This is a genomic window from Tistrella sp. (genome assembly GCF_002684955.1).
In the GTDB taxonomy this organism is placed as follows: Bacteria; Pseudomonadota; Alphaproteobacteria; order Tistrellales; family Tistrellaceae; genus Tistrella; species Tistrella mobilis.
Map to the genome: position 1 here is coordinate 1 of NZ_NYWI01000066.1, position 17,968 is coordinate 17,968.

The window sequence follows — 17,968 nt, forward strand, 5'->3', positions numbered from 1 at the left end:
CACCGCATCCAGCGCCGCGACGCTGGAAATGTCCCAGATATGGGCGCGGGAGACGTCGATCACCGCCCGCTCCAGATCTTCCTTCACGTCGAAACCGGATTGGAAGATCTCGGCCGAGGCGAAGAAGACCTGGCCTTCGACCAGATAGGTGCGGGTGCGGCCGTCTTCCGACAGCGTCGAGGTCACGCGCACGATGCGCGAGATCTTCCAGGCGAAGAACAGGCCCGAGAGCAGCACGCCCACGCCCACCCCGATTGCCAGATTATGGGTGGCGATCACCGTCACCACGGTCGCCAGCATCACCAGGCTCGACACCCGCGGATGGGTGGCCAGTTCCTTCAGCGACGACCAGCGGAAGGTGCCGACCGAGACCATGATCATGATCGCGACCAGCGCCGCCATCGGGATCTGCGCCACCAGATCACCGGTGACGACGATCAGGAACAGCAGGAACACGCCGGCACAGAAGCAGGACAGCCGGCCGCGGCCGCCGGATTTCACGTTGATCACCGACTGGCCGATCATCGCGCAGCCGGCCATGCCGCCCAGAAAGCCGGTCACCGTGTTGGCCAGGCCCTGGCCGAAGCATTCCCGACGGCGGCTGCCGCTGGTGTCGGTCATCTCGTCGACGATCCGCGCGGTCATCAGGCTTTCCAGCAGGCCGACCGCGGCGACGCCGGCCGAATAGGGCAGGATGATCTTCAGCGTCTCCAGCGTCAGCGGCACGTCGGGGATCAGGAAGGCCGGCCAGCTGGAGGGCAGCTCGCCCATATCGCCCACGGTGCGCAGCTCCAGCCCCATCGACAGCGCCACCACCGTCAGCACCACGATGCAGACCAGCGGCGACGGCACGGCGCGGGTGAGATGCGGGAAGAGATAGATGATGGCGAGCCCGGCCGCGACCATCGGATAGGTGATCCAGGGCACGCCGATCAGTTCCGGCAGCTGGGCCATGAAGATCAGGATGGCGAGCGCGTTCACGAAGCCGGTCATCACCGAATTCGACACGAACCGCATCACATAGTCGAAGCGGAGCAGTCCGGCCAGGATCTGCAACAGGCCGGCGAGCACGGTGGCCGCCAGCAGATAATCCAGCCCATGGTCGCGGACCAGAGACCCCATCAGCACGGCGGTCGCGGCGGTCGCGGCCGAGATCATGCCCGGCCGGCCACCGGCGATCGCGGTGACGACGGCGATCGAGAACGAGGCATAGAGCCCGATCTTGGGGTCGACGCCGGCGATGATCGAAAAGGCGATCGCTTCGGGGATCAGCGCCAGCGCAACGACCAGGCCCGACAGCAGATCGCCGCGGATATTGCCGAACCATTCGGTGCGAAGCCTGCTGCGTGGGCCGGCGGATGGGGAGGATTGCGTGGTCAAGACGGATGTCTCCGGACGGTTTGCGACCGCGGCAGCCGGGCAGCCGGCAACGCGGTCGGGACATGTTCTGAGCAGGGGGATTGCCTCGGGGCTTCGGAGGCCGCAGGACGGGACGGACGGCAGAGCGGGCATGCGCAAGAACAGGCCCCGCCGCCGGGCGGGGCCGGGCAGGCGGGCGGCATCAGTCTCGGGCGGTACCGGTCCGGGTCTACATCGGTCGCGGGCTACATTCCGAAGAGGGGCGGAATCTGAAGACGGAGGGCGGCTGCGGAGGGTGGCTCCCGCAACGCAGCATGACCCTGGTTTATCGTGCTGCGCCGCGGAATGCAAGCCGGCCGGATATCCCCCTGCCTTTGCATGCATAACCCTTGCACCTGCATGATCGCTGCAGGGTTCTTCAAATATACGGAAGCTAAGCATTCTCCCCGTCGCTGGCTGACGACTGAATACGCCGCGCTGTTTTCTTCAGCCCGACGTTCCGTTAAGGACTTCGTGACCATTCAGGCCTACACTTTGCAAAACAGAACCGACCCAGCAGCCGGAAATCCCTCGCGTGCCAGCCACCCCTGAACAGCCGGAACCCGCCCCGCAGGAGACGCCCCCGGCATCCGGCCCCGCCCGGCCCGGCCGCGGCGTGCGGCCGTACAGGGCGGTGGTGCTGCTGCTGATCCTGGGGCTGGCCGCGGCGGTGCTGGGCGGGGTCTGGCGGTATCAGACCAATCAGACGGTGATCGGCAACCGGTTCCGCCTGGCCGCGACCGATATGGCGGGCCGCATCGCCGACCGCATCCACACCTATGAATACGGGCTGCTGGGGGCCCGCGGCGCCCTGCTGGTGGGCGGCGACGGCGACATGACGCTGGCCGCCTTCAGAACCTATGCCGCCAGCCGCGACATCGCCCGGGAATTTCCGGGCGCGCTGGGCTTCGGGGTCATCACCCGGCTGCGCCCGGGCGAGGAAGAGGCCTTCATCGCGCGTGAGCGCGCCGACGGCCGGCCCGATTTCGCCATCCGCCGCCTGACCGCGCATGAGGGCGAGCGCTGGATCATCCGCTATATCGAGCCCACAGCCCCGAATGCCGGCGCGGCGGGGCTGGATATCGCCTCGGAAACCTCCCGCGCCGCCGCCGCGCGGGCGGCGATGACCAGCGGTCAGGCGACGCTCACCGCGCCGATCACCCTGGTCCAGGCGACGGGTGCGCGCGATCGCGGTTTCCTGCTGCTGCTGCCGGTCTATCGGCCGGGCATGCCGCTCGGCACCATCGCCGAACGGATGGCCGCCACCACCGGCTGGACCTATGCGCCGCTGGTGATCGACGATGTTCTGGCCGGGACCGGTCGCGACGACAGGCCGGTGGAGCTGTCGATCCGCGACGTCACTGAAGATCCCGAGGCCGAGGCCTTTCACCGCAGCGCCGGTTTCGCCACCAGCCAGTTGCTGACCGAAACCCTGCCGATCCGGATATTCGGCCGCGACTGGCTGGTGACCATCGGCGCGGGCGCGCCCTTCATCGCGTCGCTGAACCTGGCCGATCCGCTGTACACCACGCTGGTGCTGGGCGTCATCGCGCTGCTGCTTGCGGCGCTGCTGCAGATGCATCTGGCGCGGCTGGAGCGTCAGCGCCTGTCGGCGCAGGCATCGCGGCGCATGGCGGCCGATCTGGAGCGCCAGGTTGCGGCACGCACGGCCGAACTGGCCGAGCGCGAGATCCGCTTCAAGGCGCTGACCGAGCTGTCATCGGACTGGTACTGGGAAACCGATGCCGACGGGCGCTTCACCACCATGTCGCCGGGGGTGCTGAAGATCGGCCTGGATCCGGCGCAGATTCTGGGCCGTACCCGCCGCGAACTGGTGGCGGATACCGCGCAGCCGGGCTTCCGGGCCTATGCCGAGGCGCTGTCCGGGCGGCGGGCCTTTCGCAATCTCTGCTACGACGTCTATGACGGGGCGGGCCGGCTGCGCCATGTGGAGATGAACGGCGAGCCGATCCTGGACGATGCCGGCAACTTCCGCGGCTTCCGCGGATCGGGCCGCGACCTGACGGAGCAGATGCTGGCCAAGACCGCGCTTGCCGAGCGTGAGGCGCTGCTGGACGCGGTGTTCCAGGCCATCGACAACGGCATCGCCGCCTTTGGCCCCGATCTGCAGCTGCTGGCCTGGAATGCCCGGTTCGAGGATCTGCACGGCATCGCTCCGGGCCGGCTGGCGGTGGGCCAGGATCTGGGCGTGGTGGAAACCGCCTGCGCCCGGGGGGCGGCGGCCGATCTGGCCCGGCTGCGCGATCTGATCACCGCCGACGACGCCGTCCTGATCGAACCCTTCGAGACGACCCATGAAGACGGCCGGGTGATCGAAACCAGGCTCCGGCGCATGCAGCGCGGCGGGCTGGTGGCCAGCTGCGCCGACGTGACCGAAGAACGCGAACACGCGGCCGAAATCGTCCGCGGTCGCGACATGCTGGCGGGCGTGATGCATGCCTCGCTGAACGCGATCATGACCCTTGAACCCATCCGCGACGAGGCGGGGCAGATCGACGATTTCCGCATCGTGATGGCCAATGCCGCCTTCGTGCGCAAGACCGGCGTGCCGCTGGACCAGGCGATCGGGAACACGCTGAAAACCCTGCGCAGCCGCGAGGGGCCCGAGCTGGTGGCACGCTATGCCGCGGTGGTCGACAGCGGCGAGCCGGCCCTGTTCGACCATGCCGCACAGCGGGACAGCGGTGACCGCTGGTTCCGGGTGCAGGCGGTGAGACTGGGCGATGGCTGCGTGGTGACCTTCTCTGACGTCACCGAAATCCGGCGCAGCGAAGCCCAGCTGCGCGAGAGCGAGGCCCGGCTGCAGGCGCTGTTCGGCACGCTGGGCGTCGGCATCGTGGTGACCGACGCAGAGGGGCGCATGACGATGGTCAATGCGGCCACCGAGCGGCTGTTCGGCTGGCCGGCCGATCGGATGATCGGGCAGAACGTGGCCATGCTGATGGATCCCGCCATCGCCGCCGCGCATAACGGCTATCTTGCACGCCAGGATGCCGGCGCCACGCCGCGGGTTCTGGGGCTGAACCGCGAGCTTGAAGGCCGGCGGCAGGATGGCAGCAGCTTCCCGATCGACCTGTCGATCGGCGCCTTCACCACCGGGCAGGGCCGCATGTTCGTGGGCGCGATCACCGATCTGTCGGTGCGCAACCAGGCGATGGTGAAACTGCGCGAGGCCAATGTGCAGCTGGAACACCAGGCCAGCGAGCTGGCCTCGCTCGCCGCGGCGCTGGAACGGGCGAAGGTGATGGCCGAAAGCGCGAGCCAGGCCAAATCCGACTTCCTGGCCAATATGAGCCATGAAATCCGCACGCCGATGAACGGCGTGATGGGCATGACCCAGATCCTGCTCGGCACCCCGCTCGACGACGAGCAGCGCGGCTATGCCGAAACCGTGCGCGACAGCGCCGAGGCCCTGCTGGTGGTGATCGACGACATCCTCGACATCTCGAAGCTCGAGGCCGACAGGGTCGAGCTGGAACACCTGCCCTTCGATCTGACCGAGCTGCTCGACGGCGTCGCTGCGATCCTGGCGCCCAGGGCCCGCGACAAAGGCATCGAGATCGCCTGCATGGCCGAGCCCGGCACCGGCAGCTTCTGGCTGGGTGATCCGACGCGACTGAGGCAGATCCTGCTCAACCTGGCCGGCAATGCGGTGAAATTCACCGAGCGCGGCCATGTCGCCGTCACCGTGCGCGATCTGGGGCCGGTGGCTTGCGAAGATTGCGAAGATGTTGGCAACGGAAGTGGCGAAGATTGCGAAGGCCGATCCGGAGCGGCCGACCGGCCAGAAACCGACCGCCGGCGCCTGCTGTTCGAGGTGCGCGACACCGGTATCGGCATGAGCACCGGGCAGACCGCCCGGCTGTTCCACAAATTCGCCCAGGCCGACGCCTCGATCACCCGCCGCTTCGGCGGGTCGGGGCTGGGGCTCGCGATCTGCCTGAAACTGGTCGAGCTGATGAAGGGCACCATCTCGGTCGACAGCGAGCCCGGCCAGGGCTCTGTCTTCCGCTTCGAGGTGCCGCTGGACCGGGCGATGCCGACCGCAGGGCCGGCTGCGGGGGACAAGGCGGAAGGCCGGGGCACGGAGGCGCGGCTGGATGCCGGGCTGCGTGGCCGGCGGGCGCTGATCGTCGACGATCTGCCGCTCAACCGCCGCCTCCTGGCCCATCACCTGGGAGAGCTCGGCATGGAGCTGAGCGAGGCCGGCGATGTGAATGAAAGCCTGCGCCTGCTGGAAAAGGCCGCCCAGGCCGGCGCGCCGGTCGACCTGGTGGTCACCGATCTCAATCTGGGCGGCATGGACGGCGCGACGCTGGGCACCTGGCTCAGGCTGCATCCGCGGTTTCAGTCGGTGCGCATGATCCTGGCCGCCTCCTCCCCGCCCGCCGCCGAGGCGGCGCGGGTCTTCGATGCAGTGATCACCAAGCCGATCCGGCGGGCGGAGCTGATCGCGGCGCTTGCCCGCAGCTTCAACCTGCCGCCCCCGGCCGCCCCGGCCGAAACGCCGCCGGCCCTGCCGGTTTCGACCGGGGGCCGGGTGCTGCTGGTCGAAGACAACACCGTCAACCAGGTGGTGGCCTCGACCATTCTGGAAAAGCAGGGCTATCGGGTGGCGGTGGTCGAAAACGGCGCCGAGGCGATCGAGGCCTGCCGGGCCGATGATTTCGACCTGGTGTTCATGGATGTGCAGATGCCGGTGATGGACGGGATGGAGGCCACCCGCCGCATCCGCGCCGCCGAGGCGCGGAGCGGCCGGCCGCGCACGCCGATCGTCGCCATGACCGCCAATGCCATGGCCGGCATGCGCGAGGAATACATGGCCGCCGGCATGGACGATTTCGTGCCCAAGCCCTTCCGCGCCGAAAAACTGCTGGCCATGGCCGCCCGCTGGACGGTGCGGAAGGATCGGGCGGCGCCGGAGACGGGAACCAGAGAGGGGACGGGAACCAGAGAGGGGACGGGGACCAGAGAGGGGACGGGAACCAGAGAGGGGACGGGGCCCAGAGAGGAGACGGGGACCAGGGCGGAGGGCCCCCCCCGGGCGGAAGACGCCACGCCCCTTCTGGACGAGGCGCCCATGGCCACGCTCCGCGGCCTCACCTCGGCCGCGACACTGGCCTCGATGGTGGCGAGCTTCGAATCGACCGGCCGACAGCAGGTCCGCGAGGTGGCCGCAGCACTCTCGATCGGCGATCAGGACCAGCTGCGCCAGCTGGGCCACGACATGATCTCCATCGCCGGCAATTGCGGGCTGACGGCGCTGATGAAGGCGGGGCAGGCCCTGCAGGCGGCCGCCCGGGCCGGCGATCAGGCCGCCACCGAGGCGGCGGCCACCCGCATCGCCGCCATCGGCCAGCCTTCCTGGGACCTGTTCCACCGGCGCTTCGCCGCGCCCGAGGACGAGGTGACGCAGAGGGTCGATGGCGGTCATACTGGGGGATGACACGGCGCCGGATCATGAGCGCCGCCCCGCGAGGACCGCCCCCATGACCACCGCAACCACCACCGCAACCACCGCAGCCGAAACCCTGCTCACCCGCTTCGCCGCCGCCGTAGAGGCGAACGACGCGGCGGCGCTCGCCGCCTGTTTCACCCCCGACGGCATCTATGACGACTATTTCTTCGGCCCCGAACAGGGCCCCCAGGGCATCGCCCATATTCTGGCGGGCTTCTACAAAGGCGGCTGCGATTTCCGCTGGCAGTTCCACGACGTGCTGGCCGGCCCCGGCCGCGCCTATGCCCGCTATCGCTTCAGCTATCGATCCACCGCCCCGGAAGCCGCCGGCGCCCGCGTCTGCTTCGACGGCATCGCCTGCCTGGACCTGTCACCCGACGGCCTGATCCGCCGCTATTCGGAAGTCTTCGACCGCGGCATGGCGCTGGCCCAACAGAACTTCGCACCCGAGCGCATCGCCCGGATCGGCCGGCGCTATGCCGAGGCGCTGAAGGCGCGGGGGGATTGGGTGGGGCATCTGTGAGCGGCCCCGCCCGGCACGACCTGAACGGAGGGGGCTGCCCCAGCCGCACGCCCCGCCGCCTTGTCCCGCCGCGACTACCCGGATATATTACAGGGGAGCGCAGGGGAGACGCCGATGGGAAACTCGCAGAAGCGCGCCGTTCAGAACTACCGGTCCAGATTGAGCGAGAGAGGTCTGGCGCGCTTCGAAGTGCTCGGGCGCGATGCGGATCGCGATCTCATCCGTGCGCTGGCGCGCCGTCTGGCCGAGGACGGCGCCGATGCGTCCAGACTGCGCGCAATGGTCGGCCAGGCCGTCTCCGGTGACACGCCCGGGAAAGGCGGCATCCTGGCTGCTCTTCGCAGATCGCCCCTCGTCGGCGCCGATCTCGACCTTGCCCGCCCGCGCGAAGACGGGCGCAAGGTCAGGCTGTGACGCGCTATCTTCTCGATACCAACATCATCAGCAATGTCGTCAAGCCAGAGCCCTCGGAGCTGTTGCTCGCCTGGTGGGCGGAACAGCGGGACGACGATCTGTTCATCTCTTCGCTGACGATCGCCGAAATCCGCCGCGGCATTCTTGAAAAGCCACGCGGCCGGAAGCGTGACGCCCTCGACGCCTGGTTTGCCGGCCCCGAGGGACCGCAGTCGCTGTTCGCCGGTCGCGTCCTGCCCTTCGACGACAAGGCCGGGCTCATCTGGGCCCACCTGATGGCCGAGGGCAAGGCCGCCGGCAGGCCAAGAAGCGGTCTCGACATGATCATCGCCGCCACCGCCCGCGCCAACGACTGCCTGGTGGTGACGGACAACGAGAAGGACTTCGCCGGCATTCCGTTCGTAAACCCCATGCGCGGGGCGGACTGATGCGGCGGCTGATGACGAATGGGCCGGATCACCGGCGAGGCGGACAACGCCCAGCGCTTGTGGCCGCTATCGCTTCAGCTATCGATCCACCGCCCCGGAAGCCGCCGGTGCCCGTGTCTGCTTCGACGGCATCGCCTGCCTGGACCTGTCACCCGACGGCCTGATCCGCCGCTATTCGGAAGTCTTCGACCGCGGCATGGCGCTGGCCCAGCAGAACTTCGCACCCGAGCGCCTCGCCCGAATCGAACGGCGCCATGCCGAGGCGCTGAACGCGCGGGGGATTGGGTGGGGCATCTGTGAACGGCAGACGCCATCAATCTTTCGTCCCAACAGGCTCGCGATCCAGTGCGGATGGGTTGCAAATGGGTTCTTGGAAGGAAGAAGTGACTCAGGGTAGATTAAGGGGAGCATGTGTCGACATACACCCTCACGATCAGAGCCGATGCGGCACGCCGCCCGTCCATCAGTATGATTCCGCCGAGGCTGCCCATGAGAAAATTCACTCTGACAAGCACCGTGATCTACGATGCCGATCGTGATTCATATCCCTTCATTGCGCGCTTTGACACCATAATCGAGCTTCTTGTGTCTCATGTCGGCCTGGCAGATACAACGACACAGAAAATCCTGACAGATTCTGAAATATACCTGACGCCTCTATATTATACGGAAACCAGCCCTCCACAACCATATGTCCAGATGGATTTGTGTGTTGATCGCGAATACTATATAAAAATATGTGGCGACAAGAGCCGACATGCAGACCTGATCAAGGAAAGCATCAGGGCGGTTATGCCTGCACGACCTTCGAACAAGGTTGATGTTAACATACTGACACATGATCTCTCACCACCTGTCGACGACGATCCGTGGCGGACGATCCCTCAATACCAGTTCGGCAGGGACATCGAGACTCTCGCTCCGGACGTCGTCAAGGGCCTGTGGGGAGATCCGGAGATCCTGCATGTTTTCATCAGCCACAAATCCGACCAAAGTCGTCGCGCCCGTAACCTCAAACATCAGCTGTTGGATTACGGCATATCGTCATTTGTGGCCCATGAAAACATAGCACCCAACACGGAATGGGAGATGTCGGTCCAACGGACCATTTTCTCGTGTGACGCTCTTGTTGCACTCGTATGCGACAATTTTTCGCCCAGCGCGTGGACGGATCAGGAAGTCGGCATCGCCCTCGGCCGGCAGATTCCGGTCCATTGCGTCAGGCTCAGCACGACGGCGAAACCGGCCGGATTCCTTGAAAAAGTGCAGGCCTTCCCGCATCAGGGCAACATCGTCGAGCATCTTCTGCCTCATTTCATCACGGATCCAAGAACGGTGCGGCCAGCCATTTCCAGCCTGCTGAGCATTCTGCCCTATAGGGCGGACGGACGGCCCGTCGACGAGGTGGCCCTGCTTCTGCTGAAAGCGCCGGCGACTGCCTGGCAGACAACCCAGAAAGACCGTTTTTCCAGGCTTTACCACCGCAGGCCCGTCATCCGGAAATCGCCCCAGGCCCAGCTGCTCCTCGACAAGCTGGGCAGAGAACCGGCTGAGGCATAACCGGTTCGTCGTGCCGCTGATCCTGACGCAACGGATCGGCAACATGCTTCAAAACACGTTCGACCATCTGCTCGACGATGATCTCCTGGCCGTCGATGCGGCAGCTGCCAGGCTGGAGACCGCCGCACTGCCCGGCATTGCCCGCAGTCTTGTTCAGGCGTTGAGCGGATCACCCGGAGGCGGGGCCGCTCTTCATCCAGATTGACCCCCCGCCCCTCCCCTCCCCATCATCCCCGGATCCCTCCCCTCCCAAAAAAGGCCCCAGGATGGAGACCGTCGCCGCGGCCGGGATGGAGATTTATCTCTATCGCAGCCGGATCCGGCAGGGCGAGTGCTGGTCGTCGGTCGTGGCGCCGGGCTTGTGGCTGGGGGCGCTGGCGGCCGGGCGGGTGGTGGTCGGTGGGGACGAGGATGATGCGCCCGAAGGCGGAGCGGCGCCCGCCGATTGGGCGCCCGGGTCGGCGGCGCGGTTCTGGGCGGCGGACGGGTTCGAGAGCCGGCATACCGCCCTGGCCGACGGCGCCATTGCCGGCGTGTTCCTGCGCGTGCTGCCGGATGCGGTGGAGGACCTGCTGGGGCCGGACGGGGCGCGGCTGACCGGGGGGTCTGGCCGGGCGGCGGCGCATGTGCCGGTATCGATGGGGCTGGTCTGGCGGATGCTCGGCATCACCGGCCCGGCCGCGGCGCGGCGGCTGCATCTGACCGCGGCTGCCCTGCATCTGCTGGGCCATGTGGTCGAGGCGGGCGAGACCGACGGCCCCCGAACGGAGCCCGCGACCCCGGCGCTTTCCCCCGCCGATATCGAGCGGCTGCATGCCGCGCGGGAGCTGCTGCTGCGCGATCTGGCCGCCCCGCCCTCGGTGCCCGATCTGGCCCGCGCCGTGGGCCTCAACGCCCGCAAGCTGGGCCGCGGCTTCCAGGCGCTGTTCGGCAGCCCGGTCTATGCCTTCGTCAAGGCCCGCCGCCTGGACGAAGCCCGCCGGCTGATCGAGGAAGAGGGGCTCGGCATCGCCGAAGCCGCCTGGCGGGTGGGCTACAGCCCCGCCCATTTCTCCACCGCCTTCCGCAAGCGCCACGGCCTGGCCCCGGGCGCCGCCTGCGGCCGGCGCTGACCGGCATCGGCGCTGGCGCACCTCAGCGCAAACACGCAAGACTGAGTCCGGATCGCGAAAGCCGCTCCGGTAGACGATGGCAGGCTTATGGTCGTTAATGCGTCTCATTCGCATATGACCTGCGGGATGCCAGAGATGACCACGCCGATGCCGCCTGCCCCAAGACGCCCGATCCTGGCCCGCGGTCTGCTGACCGGCGCCGCCCTTGCCGTCGTCCTGCCGCTGATGCCGGCCCCCGCGCTCGCCGAAGAGGCGGCAGGCGAGGCCGCCGCCGGCAGCGCGGTCGCTCTGGAACCGCTGACCGTCACCGCCCGCCGCCGGGCGGAGCGGGCAAGCGAGGCGCCGGTTTCGGTGACGGTGATCGGCGCGGACCGGCTGGGCGAGGCGGGGGTACGCGATCTCGACGACGCGGCGCGGGCCGTGCCGAATGCGACCTTCAGCCCCCAGGGCGGGCCGCTGACCATCCGCGGCATCGGATCTCTGGGCATGAGCGGCGGCGTCGACCGCCAGCCCGGCGTCGGGCTGTTCGTCGACGATGTCTATATCGCCCGGCCCAACGGCTACCCGACCGCGTTTCAGGATCTGGACCGGGTGGAGGTGGTGCGCGGCGCGCAGTCGACGCTCTACGGCAAGAACACCATCGGCGGCGCGGTCAACCTGGTTTCGCCGGTGCCGGGCGCTGATCCGGGGATCACCGCGACGGCGGGGCTCGGCACCGACCGGCGGCTGGAGATGCAGGGCGTGCTCGACACCCCGCTCGGTGATGCCGGTGCAGCGGCCGATCTGGCGGTGCGCGCCATGGTGGGCCTCACCCGCGACGACGGCTTCATCCGCGACGATGCGTCGGGAAACCGCCTGGGCCGCACCGACCGCAAGGCGGCGAAGCTTGCGATCGGCGGCATGCTGAGTGATGCGACCGAGGTGATGATCCGGGCGGATCTGTCGCGCGATCGCGATGATGGCGGCCTCGCCTATGCGCCGCTGCCGCTCGCCTTCGACCACCGCTCCACCCATGATATCGAAGGCGAGCGCAGCCTGGATACCGCCGGTCTCTCGGCGAAGCTGACCCATGATTTCGGCGCGCTGGTGCTGAGTTCGGTGACCGCGATCCGCGGCCACGACATGGACCATGTGCTCGATGGCGACTTCATGGCCCTGCCCTATTACGTCCAGGCCCAGACCGAGGAACAGCGCCAGATCTCGCAGGAACTTCGCCTGTCCAGCCCCGAGGACGGTCGCCGCTTCGGCTGGAGCACGGGGCTGTTCTACATGCGCGAGGATTTCAAGGCGGCGCAGTTCTACGATTTTACCACCGTGCCCCGCGCCGACTGGAGCCGCAGCGGCTTCGACCAGACCACCGACACGGCGTCGGCCTTCGGCGAGGCGCGGCTGCGGCTGCTGCCCTCGGTCGATGTCACCGCCGGGCTGCGCTATACCCGCGAGTGGAAAGAGACCACCTCCGAGATCACCAGCCCCTCGGGCAATATGATGATGGGCGCGCCGATGCGGGTGTCGGGCGATGCCGATTTCGACGATGTCTCGCCCGAGATGACCATCAGCTGGCGGCCGGTGGCACATGGCGTCACCACCTTCGCCCGCGTGGCCCGCGGCTTCAAATCCGGCGGCATCAGCCCCTATCCGGAGCTGGACGGCAGCATCAACCGCTACGACCCGGAAACCGTCACTACCTTCGAGATCGGCGCCAAGACCCTGTGGCTGGACGACCGGCTGGCGATCGACCTCACCCTGTTCCGCAATGACTGGAAGGATCAGCAGGTGGTGATCTACACCAGCCCGCTGACCCGGGTGCTGCGCAATGCCGCCCGCTCCACCTCGGAAGGCGCCGAGGTCGAGGCCCGGGCGCAGATCGCCGACGGGCTGGGGCTGCGCCTGGCCTATGGCTATCTGAACGCCCGTTTCGACGATTTCGTCGACAGCATCCAGGGGGCGGACTATTCCGGACAGGACCTGCCCTATGCCCCCGAACACACCCTGGCGCTGGGGCTGGACCTTGTCCGGCCGGTGGCGGCGGGGGTGGATCTGGTGGCCGGGGTCGACTATTCCTGGCGCTCGTCGATGAGCTTCACCCCCGCCTCGGACTATCGCCAGGGCGAGACCCATCTGGTCGACGGCCGGATCGGCTTCGATACCGGCGCCTGGGCGGCGACGCTCTGGGCCCGCAACCTCTTCGATGAAGAGTATCTGACCTATTATTACGATATGGGCGGCGATGTCGGCGTCGCCGGGCGCGGCCGCAGCCTGGGCCTGACCCTGACCGGGCGGTGGTGAGCGCCATGACCCGTCCTGCCACCTCTCCCGCCCCCGGCCTGCTGCTGATCGGCGCGCTCTATCTGGCCCAGGGTCTGCCGATCGGCTTCGCCTTCGAAGCCCTGCCGGTGCTGCTGCGCCGGGCCGGCGTGCCGCTGGAGGTGATCGCCTGGGTACCGCTTGCCGGGCTGCCCTGGGTGCTGAAACCGCTCTGGGCGCCGCTGGTCGACAATCTGGGCCGCGGCGCACGCCTTGGCCGCCGCCGCGCCTGGATCATCCCCATGCAACTGATCCTGGCCGCGGCCATGGCCGGCCTTGCCATGATCACCGACTGGCAGGCGGCCGCCCTGCCGGTGGTGGTGCTGACGCTGATCGCCTCGATCGCCTCGGCCACCCAGGACACCGCCACCGACGGGCTCGCCGCCGAACGGCTGCATGGCGGCGCGCTCACCCGCGCCAATGCACTGCAAAGCGGCGGCATGATGGCGGGCTTCATGCTCGGCGGATCGGGCCTGCTCTGGGCCGCGGGCCATATCGGCGTACAGACCGCACTCGTCATCCTGGCCGGGCTGCTGATCGCCGCCCTGCTGCCGGTGCTGGCCTGGCCGGACCCCCGGGCCACGATGACGGCCGGCGACCGCCGCCCGGCGCGGCTGCGCAGCTATTTCCGCCGGCCGGGGGCCTGGCCGGTTTTGATCGCCGGCATCGGTTTCGCCCTGCCCTATTCCGGCGGCCTTGCCCTGTCGAAACTCTATCTCACCGATGCCGGCATGGCGCTGGACCGGATCGGGCTGATCGGCATCGCCGGCAGCCTGGCGATGATCCTGATCGGCTGCCCGTTGGCAGTCCGGATGATCGGTCGCCGCGGCATCGGCCCGACTCTCGTCTCGGCGCTGATCCTGACGCTGCTTGCACTCGGTCTCTGGCTGCTGCCGGTGGCGGGGCTGGTGGCCCCCGATCCGGCGATCGTGCTGCCGGCCTCCATCCTGCTCGGCACCGCAGGCGGAGCCGCCACCACGGCAGCGGCCACGCTGATGATGCGCTTCGCGGCCCGGGGCAACCAGGCCGGAACCGATGTCACCATCCCCCAGGCGGCGCAGGTGGCGGGCGAGACCCTGAGCGGCGGTGTCGCCACCGGCATCGCCGCCGGCGCCGGCTATGCGGGTGCGCTGGTGTCCGTGCTCGCAGCCGGGGCCATCGGCTTCGCCATCACCCGTGCCATGCTCGTCCGCCCGGCAGTACGGCAGCTCGACGACCACCCCGCCCCCTGATCCTCAACAAGGCCATATCCCCATGAGCGCGACCTTCATGGACCGTCTGACCGATCGCATCGCCCGCCGCCCCGGCGGGCTGATCGGCCGGTTGATCTACCGCCACCCCGCCGGTCACGAGGCCAGTTTCGCGATGATGCTGGATGCCCTGCATCCGGGGCCGGAAGACCGGCTGCTCGATCTCGGCTGCGGCGGCGGCGTCTTCCTTGAGCGGGTGCTGGCCCGGGGGGCCTCTGCGGCAGGGCTCGACCACAGCCCCGACATGGTGGCAGAAACCCGGCGGCGCAATGCCGCAGCCCTCGCCGCCGGCCGGCTGGCGCTGCATCAGGGCGATGTGGCCCGCCTGCCCTTCGGGGATGCGGCCTTCACCCTGGTCACCTCGCTCAATGCCTTCTTCTTTTTTCCGGAACCGCAGGTGGCCATCGCCGAGATGGCCCGGGTGCTGGCCCCCGGCGGACGGCTCGGCATCGTCACCACCCCGCCCGAACAGGCGGCGATGCTGAAGCGCTGGTTCGGCCCGGTGGCCGCGCGCATGCGTCTGGATGCGCCGGACAGCCTGGCCGGCTGGATGGCCGATGCCGGGCTGATCCCGGGCGAGGTGAAGCCCGTCCGCCAGGTCGGCTATCTGATCACCGCCCGCAAGCCGGCGATGCCGGCGTCGATCGGTGCCGAGATCACCATGCCCGGCTTCCACGGCCGGATCACCGGCCGCCTGGGCCCGGCCACCGCGCCGCTGCTGGTGGTCGATGCCCTGGTCGACGGCGCCATCCCGCCACATGCCGCCATGGCCGACGAACTGGTCGTGGTGCTGGACGGCCGCCTCCGTGCCCGGGCGGGCGGGGCCGAACATCTGCTCGGCCCCGGCGACCATCTGATCGTGCCGGCGGGCACCATTCACGAGGCGGTGGCCGAAACGCCGGCCCGGCTGCTGCTGGTGGGACCGCCGGAATAAGCGGTCCCACCCGATCACGCCCCCGACATCACGCCCGCCGCACCCCCTCGATAAACGCCCCCACCTCGCGGCGGAGCGCGTCGGACTGGGTGGAGAGGTCGGACGAGGCCGCCAGCACGCGGCCGGCCGTGGTGCCGACATCCGAGGCCACCCGGCTGACGCCGGTCACGCTGCGCGAGACCTCGTCGACGCCGCGGGCCGCCTGCTGGGCGTTGGTGGAGATGTCGCTGGTGGCGGCCGACTGTTCCTCCACCGCAGCCGCGATGGCGGTGGAGATTTCGTCGATGCGGCCGATGGTGGCGCGGATCTGGGTCATCGCCTCGGTCGCCCCCTTCGTCACCTGCTGCATGCCGGCGATCTGGGCCGAGATGTCCTGGGTGGCGCGGGCGGTCTGGTCGGCCAGGCTCTTCACCTCGCTCGCCACCACCGCGAAACCCTTGCCGGCATCGCCGGCGCGTGCCGCTTCGATCGTGGCGTTCAGCGCCAGAAGATTGGTCTGGGCGGCGATGTCGCTGATCAGCTGAACGATGCCGCCGATGCGCTGGGCGGCCTCGGCCAGGCCTTCGACCGTGCGGCCGGTGGCCTCGGCATCCTCTACCGCAGACCGGGTGACGGAGGAGCTTTCCGCCACCTGGCGGCTGATCTCGGCGATCGAGGCCGAAAGCTCCTCGCCGGCACCTGCGACCATGGCCACGTTCGACGAGGCCTGGCCGGTCGCCGCCGCCACCGCCGCCGACTGGCGGCTGGCATCGTCGGCGGTATCCGACAGCTCGGTCGCATTGGCCTGAAGATCGCCGGCGGCGCGCGCCACACCGTCGACCACCCCGGCGATCGCCGCTTCGAACGTGCCGGCAAGCCGCATCATCTCGGCCCGGCGCTCGGCCGCGGCGCGTTCCTTGGCCGCCTCCTGCTCTTCGCGCAGATGCTTCACCTCGACCAGCCGGTCCTTGAAATAGTCGATCGAGCCTGCCATCACGCCCAACTCGTCGGCACGCCCGGTCAGCGGCACCACCACATCGGTCTCGTCGGCGGCAAGCCGGCGCACCGCCCCGGTCAGCCGGCCGACCGGGGCCGCGGCCAGGCGCTGGATCAGCAGGGCCACGACCACGCCCATGGCGATGATCACCACCACACCGGTGGTGACCAGGCCGTTGGTCAGCTCCACCACCGGCGCGCTGATTTCGGCCTCGGGCACGTCGACGGTCACGAACCAGGGGGCTTCCACCTTGCCGAAACGGGCCGGCAGCACGATCCGGTGCACGGGCGTGCCGGTCCCCGGCTGGGGCTTGTCTTCGAAGATCATCATGCTGCCATCGGCGCGACGGATCGCGTCGGCAAGCTCGGGCTCGACATTCGCGACCGGCTTGCCCAGCTCGGCCGGGGTCTGATAGGCGACCCACAGCCCGCCGGTCGAGATCAGCGACACGGTGCCGGTGCCGAAGGGCTTCATTTCGCCCAGGATCTGGTTCAGCACCGGCAGCTTCAGGTCGACGCCGGCCACGCCGATCACCCGGCCATCCCGCACCACCGGCACCGCCAGGCTGGTGATCAGCTCCTGCTTGCCGGCGATCTCGTAGAAATAGGGCTCGATGATCTGCTCGCGACGGGTTTTGCGCGCCAGCAGATAATAGTCGCCCGCCCCCGGCGTCTCGTAATCCAGCAGCGGGTCGAGATTGACGGTGCTGCCGCTGCGCGACACATAGGGAATGAAGCGGCCGGTCGCGTCGTGGCCGGGCTGGCCCTTATGGGCGGCATCGGCGCCGTCGAAGGCGTCGGGTTCGAACGCGATCCAGGTGCCGACCAGGTTGGGGTTGTCCTGCAGCAGCAGCTTCAGCATGGCCACAAAGGCCTCGCGATCGGCCTTGCCGGCATCGATCGCGCCCGCCGCCGTCGCACCGATGCCCCGGGCCACGCCGAAAGCGCCGTCGATGATGCCGGCCACCTGCTCCTTGGCCTCGCCGGCCACGCCTTCGACCACCGTTTCGCTCAAGTGCTCGATGGTCTCGCCGCTGCGCGACACGCCGAACCAGGTCGACAGGCCCAGCCCCAGGGTCAGGACCAGCAGCACCGGCACGACGATCTTTACGGCCAGACGGCGCCGCATCCAGTTGCGAAGGAACATGTCGCCTCCCGATATCCTCACGCGTTTATCATATTTGCCGCAATTCGCCTGAGTGAACAAACATCGTTCGATGCTGCGGCTTAGCCATTTGACCTCGATTATCATCAATTTGATGAAGATTGGATTAACCTGCGGGCGGGGGCACGGATGCTTTGGCGGCCAAGTCATTCCGCAAGGGTGGAGAATATTCACAGCAGGTTGCACTGAGGCGGGCGGGGGATCTGCGCGATCCCGAAAGCCCCCCGAGCAACAATGGGTTGGGTTCCGCTTTCCGGAAAAACTGCCGGCCGGTGTCGCGTCATATGCACCACCGCACAAAAAACAGGCCACAGCAGATCAATGAATATCGACTCACTGCCTTCCATGACTTGCAGGTGACACAACCTGCACTCTACTCTGCTGACAAAATTCAGGTCTTGCCGGCGGTCGAACCGGGCAGGC

The 17,968-nt window shown here is 68.3% G+C and carries 12 protein-coding genes; 10 read left to right on the plus strand and 2 right to left on the minus strand.

All coding sequences use genetic code 11. The features are described 5' to 3' along the window. A partial coding sequence (locus CMO28_RS20125; protein WP_296716193.1) for a SulP family inorganic anion transporter occupies positions 1–1,380 on the minus strand: 1,380 nt, incomplete at its 3' end. A 553-nt stretch (positions 1,381–1,933) separates the two neighbouring features. Between CMO28_RS20125 and CMO28_RS20130 the strand changes: the two genes are divergently transcribed. From CMO28_RS20130 to CMO28_RS20175, 10 genes are all read left to right on the plus strand, one after another. Then, positions 1,934–6,865, plus strand: coding sequence for a CHASE domain-containing protein (locus tag CMO28_RS20130; RefSeq protein ID WP_296716195.1), 4,932 nt, complete (start codon positions 1,934–1,936; stop codon positions 6,863–6,865). A gap of 43 nt (positions 6,866–6,908) precedes the next feature. Beyond that, the gene (locus CMO28_RS20135) at positions 6,909–7,400 is read left to right on the plus strand and encodes a nuclear transport factor 2 family protein (RefSeq protein WP_296716196.1); all 492 of its coding nucleotides are present in this window, start codon (positions 6,909–6,911) and stop codon (positions 7,398–7,400) included. A gap of 114 nt (positions 7,401–7,514) precedes the next feature. Continuing rightward, the gene (locus tag CMO28_RS20140) at positions 7,515–7,814 is read left to right on the plus strand and encodes a hypothetical protein (RefSeq protein WP_296716198.1); all 300 of its coding nucleotides are present in this window, start codon (positions 7,515–7,517) and stop codon (positions 7,812–7,814) included. Continuing rightward, a complete protein-coding gene (locus CMO28_RS20145; RefSeq protein WP_296716200.1) occupies positions 7,811–8,242 on the plus strand; it encodes a PIN domain-containing protein in 432 nt (143 codons plus the stop codon). Before CMO28_RS20140 ends, CMO28_RS20145 begins: the two co-directional genes overlap by 4 nt. A 489-nt stretch (positions 8,243–8,731) precedes the next feature. Beyond that, on the plus strand, positions 8,732–9,802 hold the full coding sequence (locus tag CMO28_RS20150) for a toll/interleukin-1 receptor domain-containing protein (protein ID WP_296716202.1): 1,071 nt from the start codon (positions 8,732–8,734) through the stop codon (positions 9,800–9,802). A 10-nt stretch (positions 9,803–9,812) separates the two neighbouring features. Continuing rightward, the gene (locus CMO28_RS20155; protein WP_296716204.1) at positions 9,813–10,007 is read left to right on the plus strand and encodes a hypothetical protein; all 195 of its coding nucleotides are present in this window, start codon (positions 9,813–9,815) and stop codon (positions 10,005–10,007) included. 61 nt (positions 10,008–10,068) lie between these two features. Continuing rightward, positions 10,069–10,914 (plus strand): helix-turn-helix domain-containing protein, encoded by an 846-nt coding sequence (locus CMO28_RS20160; RefSeq protein ID WP_296716206.1) that lies wholly within the window; start codon positions 10,069–10,071, stop codon positions 10,912–10,914. A gap of 135 nt (positions 10,915–11,049) precedes the next feature. Further along, a complete protein-coding gene (locus tag CMO28_RS20165; protein WP_296716208.1) occupies positions 11,050–13,203 on the plus strand; it encodes a TonB-dependent receptor in 2,154 nt (717 codons plus the stop codon). 5 nt (positions 13,204–13,208) lie between these two features. After that, entirely contained in the window at positions 13,209–14,453 is a 1,245-nt protein-coding gene (locus CMO28_RS20170) for an MFS transporter (RefSeq protein WP_296716210.1), read from the plus strand. A gap of 22 nt (positions 14,454–14,475) precedes the next feature. Then, positions 14,476–15,405, plus strand: coding sequence for a methyltransferase domain-containing protein (locus CMO28_RS20175; RefSeq protein WP_296716212.1), 930 nt, complete (start codon positions 14,476–14,478; stop codon positions 15,403–15,405). 28 nt (positions 15,406–15,433) lie between these two features. On the opposite strand, the gene CMO28_RS20180 is transcribed toward CMO28_RS20175, so the two are convergent. Then, positions 15,434–17,527 (minus strand): methyl-accepting chemotaxis protein, encoded by a 2,094-nt coding sequence (locus CMO28_RS20180; protein WP_296716214.1) that lies wholly within the window; start codon positions 17,525–17,527, stop codon positions 15,434–15,436. Between the last annotated feature and the right edge of the window lie 441 nt (positions 17,528–17,968).

Coding starts and splice junctions, on each gene's coding strand:
- CMO28_RS20180 (WP_296716214.1), bottom strand. CDS start 17,527: ATGTTCCTTCGCAACTGGATGCGGCGCCGTCTGGCCGTAAAGATCGTC.
- CMO28_RS20140 (WP_296716198.1), top strand. CDS start 7,515: ATGGGAAACTCGCAGAAGCGCGCCGTTCAGAACTACCGGTCCAGATTG.
- CMO28_RS20170 (WP_296716210.1), top strand. CDS start 13,209: ATGACCCGTCCTGCCACCTCTCCCGCCCCCGGCCTGCTGCTGATCGGC.
- CMO28_RS20135 (WP_296716196.1), top strand. CDS start 6,909: ATGACCACCGCAACCACCACCGCAACCACCGCAGCCGAAACCCTGCTC.
- CMO28_RS20165 (WP_296716208.1), top strand. CDS start 11,050: ATGACCACGCCGATGCCGCCTGCCCCAAGACGCCCGATCCTGGCCCGC.
- CMO28_RS20160 (WP_296716206.1), top strand. CDS start 10,069: ATGGAGACCGTCGCCGCGGCCGGGATGGAGATTTATCTCTATCGCAGC.
- CMO28_RS20150 (WP_296716202.1), top strand. CDS start 8,732: ATGAGAAAATTCACTCTGACAAGCACCGTGATCTACGATGCCGATCGT.
- CMO28_RS20175 (WP_296716212.1), top strand. CDS start 14,476: ATGAGCGCGACCTTCATGGACCGTCTGACCGATCGCATCGCCCGCCGC.